The 4,826-nt window shown below is 45.5% G+C and carries 2 protein-coding genes; one reads left to right on the forward strand and one right to left on the reverse strand.

The window, feature by feature from the left end; translation table 11 throughout:
* Positions 1 to 578: MalM family protein (locus tag BCT81_RS28085; protein ID WP_102426565.1), on the forward strand; the 578-nt coding region annotated here is incomplete at its 5' end.
* Between the two features lie 478 nt (positions 579 to 1,056).
* Here BCT81_RS28085 and pulA read toward each other — a convergent pair.
* The gene (gene pulA, locus BCT81_RS28090; RefSeq protein WP_102426566.1) at positions 1,057 to 4,755 is read right to left on the reverse strand and encodes a pullulanase-type alpha-1,6-glucosidase; all 3,699 of its coding nucleotides are present in this window, start codon (positions 4,753 to 4,755) and stop codon (positions 1,057 to 1,059) included.
* Positions 4,756 to 4,826 lie beyond the last annotated feature (71 nt).

Here is a 4,826-nt window from a genome sequence, read left to right on the forward strand (position 1 = left end):
CTATTAAGATCACTAGTATGATCGGCGACACTGCATTTGTTCCTAACGCAGTTATTTATGATAAAAACGGTCGTGAGTTAGAGCGTTACGGTAAAGATAGCTTCGAATATGCGAAGCCTAGGCTGCATTTGGGTAACCGCCTTGTCGCAGAAAACGATTTCTACCCTCCGACAACGGCTGAGTCTGTTTACTTAGTTATCTATACAGAGCAAGAAGACCTTGATGGTTTTACTGACGTTATTCACCCTGCTCGTTTAGACGCGGAAGGCCGTGGTAACTACCTACCAGAAGTAGAAGATATTCCAGTTCCAAACTCAAACGTTGGTAAAATCGAAGTCGCTATTGATCGAGTTGGTTTCTTCTCGTTCGGTTCAAGCAGTGAATCTAACGCTAAGCCAACGGCAGCCGCGAAGGTTGAAACAATTCAACCAGAGACACAAACTTACTACCATAATGCGATCAAAGCCGCTGTCGAAGCTGACAATATTCCAAAAGCTTTGGGTCTATTAGACGAAGCGAAAGCACTAGGCATTGAAGGCGCACAAGAAGTCTTTGTAAAAGCAGTCAATAAAAAGTAACTGATAAAATTACAAAGTCTGATTTAAGAGAAGGGACCCTAATAGGGTCCTTTTTTATTGCCAGCGATAAATGAAATACTTTAATTAGTTAAATATTTGAGATTCGAAGACGCGAGCTTATAGATATTCACTAACGCTCTAGCTGATTAACGTAGGTCAATGTCATTTGGATCCGTGATTACTATTAAGTAGGCGTTGGCCTAGACAGCGTCTCTCATTTCTCTATTTCATGTACTTGATTCAAGAAAGCTTATCCTGGGTACAGGAACTGCAACCGAAAGTGAATAAAAAGAAGCCTTCATATTCACCAAGTGCCAACAAGGTTCCTCAATCACTAAAGGTTGAATGTTACTTATGTGTGTTAGGAGAAGGCTTTCTTAGGTTGGCGTTTATTGGGTACAAAAAAGGGAGACTGACGTCTCCCAAAGGCTAGCTTTCGCTTGTTTTATTATCTGTTACTTGAACCTCAGCTTGGAGCTTAATTCTTAGTGACAGATACCACAGCTTTGTCTACATTGTCGTCAAGCTCGTGAATCGCATTCAAAGTGAAGGTGTAGCTGCCCGCTTCCGTTACGCTCAATTGGCAATTGCCACCTGTGCCAATATCGATTGACCCGCTTGCAAGCTCTACAGAATCGCAACCAAAGTTAGGTGTTTCCCAATCAGCATCCGCAAACTTGAAGCCATAGCTACCCGCGTCTAAGTTGCCTGTTACAGAATAAACCCCATTAGCAACAAAGCTCATCGCCCAATCATCAACAGGGTTCCAACCATTCATATCACCACGCACGTACACGGTAGTTTGACCGTACGGAGGAATGCTAGATACATCCTTGTCTGAGTTATCAACCGGCAAACCAGCGCCTTGTGCACCGTTTTGTGCTTGTACAAACACAGCGGTGGTTAGTGCTGGAACAGTGAATGATTCATTAGCAAAGCTTGCGCCTTTCACTATGTCATCCGCTGAGTTTTGTTGAACCTCGTGAAGCGCAAAGCCTGTCGCTCCTGAGATTTTGAACGATTGAGATTCATTGGTTGAGTTTACAATCGCGACAATCGCATCGTTCGCTGGATCGAGGTCTGTACCTGCGGATACACCATCATCGATAGACATCACGATTAGGCCTTCGACTTGGTCTTCGCCAACGTTACGGAAATCGACTCGCTTCATGACTTCGTCAGCTGTATCTAAGCGGAACAGTTCACTTGAGCTGCGGATTTTTAATAACTCTAAGAACTGTTGTTTAGTGAGTTCAATGTCGTCTGCGTCTGGTTTCGCCGTTGGGTCAGCAATGATGGTTTTGATCAGATCCCAGTTCGCACCATCTTTGTCTTCACGAGGTAAGCCAACATTCCAGTTACTGTCAGAACCGTCGAAGAACACGCGGTTGTACCAATCACCAGAGTCATAAGAATCGCGCTGCATAGATTTCGAGCGCAGCAGTTCCGAACCCATGTGGATGAAAGGTATACCTTGACCCAACATCACGGTAGAGAGTGATACAGACTGCATTCGAGCACGATCTGCAGAGCTAGTACCAGTGGCGATCTTGTAAGCGTTGTTGTCCCAAAGTGTTTGGTTATCGTGTTTTGAAACGTAGGAGATGTTCTCTGAAGGCATCTTGGTGTAACCCGCAGGCGCGCCATTGTAGTCGACGTTTTTACCCAGTTTGGTATCGCCTTTGTAATCAATTAGCACGTATTCAGCGAGGTTACCTGCCATACCTAAGCGAACAAGATCTTGGTTGTGTAAGCGACCGTTGATGGAGTTTTGATCTGTCTTGGTTTCTTCATTGGCGATAGCTGCGTTACCGAAGCCTTGATTAAAGCGAAGCGGATGATTCCCTTCTGAGTCAACACCGCCATCGAACGGGCTACCGCCACGAACTGCATCACGCAAACGGTCTGAGAATGTACCGATCTCTGTCCCTGCCATGTTGATTTGGTTTGCTTGGTCGAAGCGGGCGTTGTTGGCGACTTCACCAAAGTCCCAGCCTTCCCCATAGAACAGGGTATTTGGGTCAATTTTACGCACTTCTTCCAGAGCTTCGACCATCACGTCTTTTGGCTGGTGGCCCATTAAGTCAAAACGGAAACCGTCCACCTTGTAATCGTCAGCCCACACCTTGAGCGAGTCAACCATTAACTTACCCATCATTAGGTTTTCTGTCGCAGTGTTGTCACAACAGGTTGAGTTTTCCACGCCGCCAGTATTCACATTAAGTCGGTGGTAGTACCCAGGTACGATCTTATCCAGTACAGATTTATCATTCACACCCGATGCATTGGTGTGGTTGTATACCACGTCCATGATCAGCTTGAGATCCATGTCGTGCGTGGCTTTGACCATTTGACGGAATTCTAGAATACGCTTTGATCCGTTTGGATCCGTTGCGTAGCTTCCTTCAGGAACCGTGTAATGGAATGGGTCGTAACCCCAGTTGAAGCTGTCGAGCATGCGTAAGTCGTTCATTAACGCTTGTGCATCGCCCGTTGAAGGGTCATATCCGTCGAGTACGTCTTCGATAACTCTGTTTTCATCTTCATTACCACATAAGGTAGCGGCGGGTTTTACATCACACAGTTTCCCAACGGTATCGGTAATATCGACGCGGCTTGCTTCATCTTCATCAACGGTGGCGATATCAAATGCTGGCAAGATATGCAAAGTCGTCAAACCTGCATCTTTCAGCGCTTGCAGATGTTTGACCGACTCACGATCGGTTTCTGTGAGAGCGAGGTACTTGCCATTTAGGCTTGCTGTGCCGAGTTTGTCGCTGAAGCTAAAATCACGCAGGTGTGACTCGTAAAGTACATGATCTTCGTCTTTCTTTACGGTTGGTCGTTCGTAGCCGTCCCAGTTCGCAGGCTTCAAGGTTGAATCATTCAGGTCAATCACTTGAGAGTATGCCGAGTTCTTCGACAAGCTGAGAGAGTATGGGTCTGTCACAAGGCGATTTTCTATTTTGCCAGTGGTTGGGTGGTAAACCTTCACTTGGTAGCGGTAGTACATGTTCACGGCGTTAGACACCGCTTCTGTTGCCCAGATGCCTGTCTCAGTACTTTCCGTCATTGGGATGACTTGTGAACTTTTTAGATCTTCACTGTATAAGACTAGCTCAACATCTTGGGCTGTAGGTGCCCATAGTTTAAAGGTAGCTGCGCTGCCGTCGATAATAGCACCGAGTTCTTCACTCATTGCATTACCGGCATCCTCACTAGCAAATACCGCGTCAAGCACGCCTGGTTTCTGAATCTCGGTCGAAGAGATAACATCGCCATTGGCATTGTAAGCTACGACAACGATCTGAGATTTTAAAATGGTGCGTAGCGTGCTGTTATCCACGTCAATCGCGACTGCAGGCAAGCTGGCTAAGTGACGGAAACGTTCTTTGAGCTCTAAGGATAGTTCGCCATCTTTTTCTAGCTTAATCGCAGTACCACCAATGATCTCTTTGTCATCATTCATTGAGATGCTGTTATCTAATGCGTAGAAGAGTTTTAAAGAGTCTGCATTGCTGGCCGCTTCCCAACCTATGGTCGTTGCATCAAGCCAATGTGCTTTTTGACCATCAATATTCACTGGTCGTTCTGAGATAGGTTCGTAGTACAACTCGCTACTGCCATGGAAACCGAATACGCCTTGTGAATCGCCAAGTTTATCCAGCTCTACTTTTGAGTTTGCGCTGCCAAATGCTTTCTCATCTCCGTTGTGCAAGATAAAGTTCATGCATCGGTGTGGGTCAGAAGCGTCTGGATCGACTTTCAATACATAGTAAGCGCCGTAAGTATCGCTAATACCATCGTATTCGTATGGGCTGTTCCAATCTGTACCTGTTGCACTTAATCCCATCGCTTCTAGGTCTGTGCTAGTGCAGCCTTCACCATTCCATAAATGCAGCCCCCAACCGTCATAAGTCGACCCAGAAGTGCTCGCTGCGGCAACATCACGTTTGTAGTAGATAACCACTTCGTTTTTTGCTGCAGGGTATAGACCACTGCTGCCAGTGTCAGTACCGTTGTCGCTGTTATTATCACTGCCACAACCTGCGATTAAAGTGGCGGTGAAAAGGGGTAAAATCGCTTTGGCTAAGGTCGATTTATTGAAGCTTCTTTTCTTTGTATTGTTAAAGGTATTTCGTAGAGTTAAACATTGATTAATATTTATATTGTTCACGTTTCGATATCCATATTTCACTTTTTATGAAGATGAATATCCTAGTCTTAACGGTGGTCAACTATTTGTGA

The organism is Vibrio sp. 10N.261.52.A1, assembly GCF_002876325.1.
In the GTDB taxonomy this organism is placed as follows: Bacteria; Pseudomonadota; Gammaproteobacteria; order Enterobacterales; family Vibrionaceae; genus Vibrio; species Vibrio chagasii.